The organism is bacterium (assembly GCA_017744355.1).
Taxonomy (GTDB): Bacteria; Cyanobacteriota; Sericytochromatia; order S15B-MN24; family UBA4093; genus JAGIBK01.
Genome location: JAGIBK010000017.1, coordinates 1 through 2,652 on the forward strand (window position 1 = coordinate 1; position 2,652 = coordinate 2,652).

A 2,652-nucleotide genomic window follows, 5' to 3' on the forward strand; every position below is an offset into this window, starting at 1 on the left:
CTCGATGGGCTTGGCGACGGGCTCCATCTCCTCGGTCTTGCGACCGATGACCGCCCCGGCGACGATGGCGGAGATGCCGCCCGAGGTGATGCTCGTGTTGCCCATGGCCTCGCTCCTTTACAAGCTGCATGCGACGTCGAGGATCTTGTACCCGAGATTGGCAAGCAACCCTCTTGGGTTTGATGAGATTCAGGCGGTGGCGATCGCCCTGAGCTTGCCGTCGAACGAGGCGAAAGCCAGCAGGCCTTGCCCCGTGCCGGGGGTGGTCAGAATGGCGCCGTTGGTCGTGAGCCGATCCACGAGAGAACCGCTCTCTCCATCCAGGATGTAGAGCCGGCCGTCCGCGGACCCCACCGCGATGCGATCGCCGAATGCTGCCGCTCCGCCGATTACCGCCCCGCCGGTGGTCGCTACCCAGCGGATCTCGCCGGTTTCACGATCCAGGGCGACGACCCGCGAGGAGCTCCCGCCGACGATGACGAGGTCCCCATGCACGAGGGGACGTACTTGCAGGCTTTTCGCGAGCTGGCGCTTCCACAGGAGATCGCCGGATTCGGCCGAGAGGGCGTAGAGGTAACCATCGAAAGAGCCGACGAAGCAGCGCCCTTCCGGATCGACGATCGGATCTCCCTTGACCTCGCCGCCGGTCACGAATTGCCAGCGCAGCGCGCCGGTCTCGGCGTCCGCGGCGTAGACTGCGTAATCGTTCGCGCCCACGATGACTTGATCGCGCACGGCGTCGAAGAACGGAGCCGAGTGGATGTAGTGCTTCGCCTTCAGCTCCCAGGCGACTTGGCCCGTCTGGGCGTCGAAGGCCATCAGACTGCCGCCCGCTTCGCCGCTTTCGACCCCGATGAAGAGGCGATCGCGCCCGGGATCCAGCGCGGGTGAGGAGCCGATCCACTGCCCCGGCCGGGTCTCCCAGATCAGGCGCCCGTTATCGGCATCCAGGCAGTAAAGGAAGCCGTCGTAGGCCCCGAAGTAGACCCGCCCCTGGTGCACCAGGGGCGTGGCATGCACGCCGCGTTCCCGGTCGCGCACCGCGAAGCGCCAGCGCTCACGGCCGTCGAGGGTGAGCGCGGCCAGGAAACCAGCATCCCCGCCCACGTACAGCCCTTGCTCCGTGATGCACGGGCGCGATTTCGGGATCGCGTAGCGGCCGTGGTTCAGGGGGCCCCACTCCCACTGGATCGGGTAGGTCCCAGGGGCGCGAGGCGTCCCGGGATCGATGCCCAGCTCGTCGAGGGTGAAGAGCGCCTCAAGGGGGATCTGCCGGCCCTTCAGCCAGTTACTGCCGGAGCGCTCGCAATCGATCAGGGCGCCCACCGCAAGCACCTCTGGCTGAAAAGGCGCGAGGATCTCGAGGGCCCGGCGCTGGGTATCGCCCGAATTGACGATGTCATCGAGCAACACCACCCGGGCGCCAGGGCGCAGGGGCGGCCCTTCGACCCATTTCTGAAGGCCGTTGCCCTTCGGTTCCTTGCGGATGATGAAGCCCTGCAAGGGGTAACCATCGGCCCGGCTCTCATAGAGCAGGGCGACGACGAGCGGGTTGGCGGCGAGCGTCATGCCCCCGACGGCTTCGGGGGCGTAGGGCTTGATGCGCTCCCACAGAAGGCGGGCGGCGTGGTGCAGCGATTCCGGTGAGAGCAGGACCTCACGACAATCGATCATCCAGTCGTAAGGACGGCCCACCTCGTTGAGTCCCTGCCCCAATTTGAGGCCGTCGTTCAGGATCGCGTGGCGGAGCTTCGGCTGGTAGCCGAGGCGATCGCTCGATGCGATCCGGGTTTCTTGACTCATGAGGCGGGCCCTTCTGTTCGAGGTGGTTCGTCCTTAGATCTGGTTGAACCACATGTCGTTGACGAGCTGGGTCTGGCCGTTGCGCTCGAAGGAGCCTTCGGCCGTGATGCGGTTGCCGACCGCGTCCTTCTTGTCGACGGCCTTGCCGCCGAGGCTCATCTTGGTGATCCCCAGCTCCGAAGGCGGGATGGACTGGTTGGTGCCGTCCCCGTTGGAAACGAGCATCGTGAGCCCCTTGGCCTCGAGGACCTTGAAGTCGTTGGAGTCGAGGTAACCTTTGCTGGTGTCGATGCCGGCGTAGCGGGCTTCGGCCTTGAGGGTCTCGTAGGCGTCGGCGTGCTTCATGCCGCGCGAGTCGACGGTGTCGATGGGCGCGCCGTTCATGGAGAGGACGCCGTCGCCCTTCTCGGCCCACTTGGTCGCATGCAGGCCATCGACCTCGATGCCGCGCTGATTGACCGTGGCGTCGGTGTCGCCGTCGCCGTTGAGGTCGAAGACCAGAGGGTCGCCGCCACCGCCACCGCCGTCCCCACCGCCACCGCCGCTGTCTCGCACCTGGCGCTGCTCGGCGGCTTGGGCCTGCTGACGCTGCTGTTCGGCGGCCTTGCTGCTCTTGATGGGCGTGGTGTCGAACTCACCCTTGAGGGCTGCATCGCGCTTGCGGTAGATCTGCTCGAGCAACTCGGGGTCGACCGTCGAGAGCGCCGACGGATCGAGCGGAATCGCGTTGGGATCGCTCGGCTCGCCAGGCTGAACGGTCGGCGTTCCGACGGTGGGGTGCTGGGTGTTGGTGCTCGCGGCCTGGCTGTCGAGGTCGAGGAGCCACATGTCCTGTGCGAGCTCGGTCTT

General features: G+C 66.5%; 2 protein-coding genes. Both read right to left on the reverse strand.

From position 1 onward, the window contains the following. Positions 1-189: 189 nt before the first annotated feature. Complete coding sequence (locus tag J7643_19900; GenBank protein MBO9542859.1) at positions 190-1,803, reverse strand: PQQ-binding-like beta-propeller repeat protein; 1,614 nt, start codon at positions 1,801-1,803, stop codon at positions 190-192. Between the two features lie 33 nt (positions 1,804-1,836). Beyond that, positions 1,837-2,652, reverse strand: an 816-nt coding sequence (locus J7643_19905) for a hypothetical protein (protein MBO9542860.1), incomplete at its 5' end; no start/stop codon positions are given.

Excerpts from the sequence above, each read along its gene's own strand:
- J7643_19900 (MBO9542859.1), bottom strand. The coding sequence starts at position 1,803 with ATGAGTCAAGAAACCCGGATCGCATCGAGCGATCGCCTCGGCTACCAG.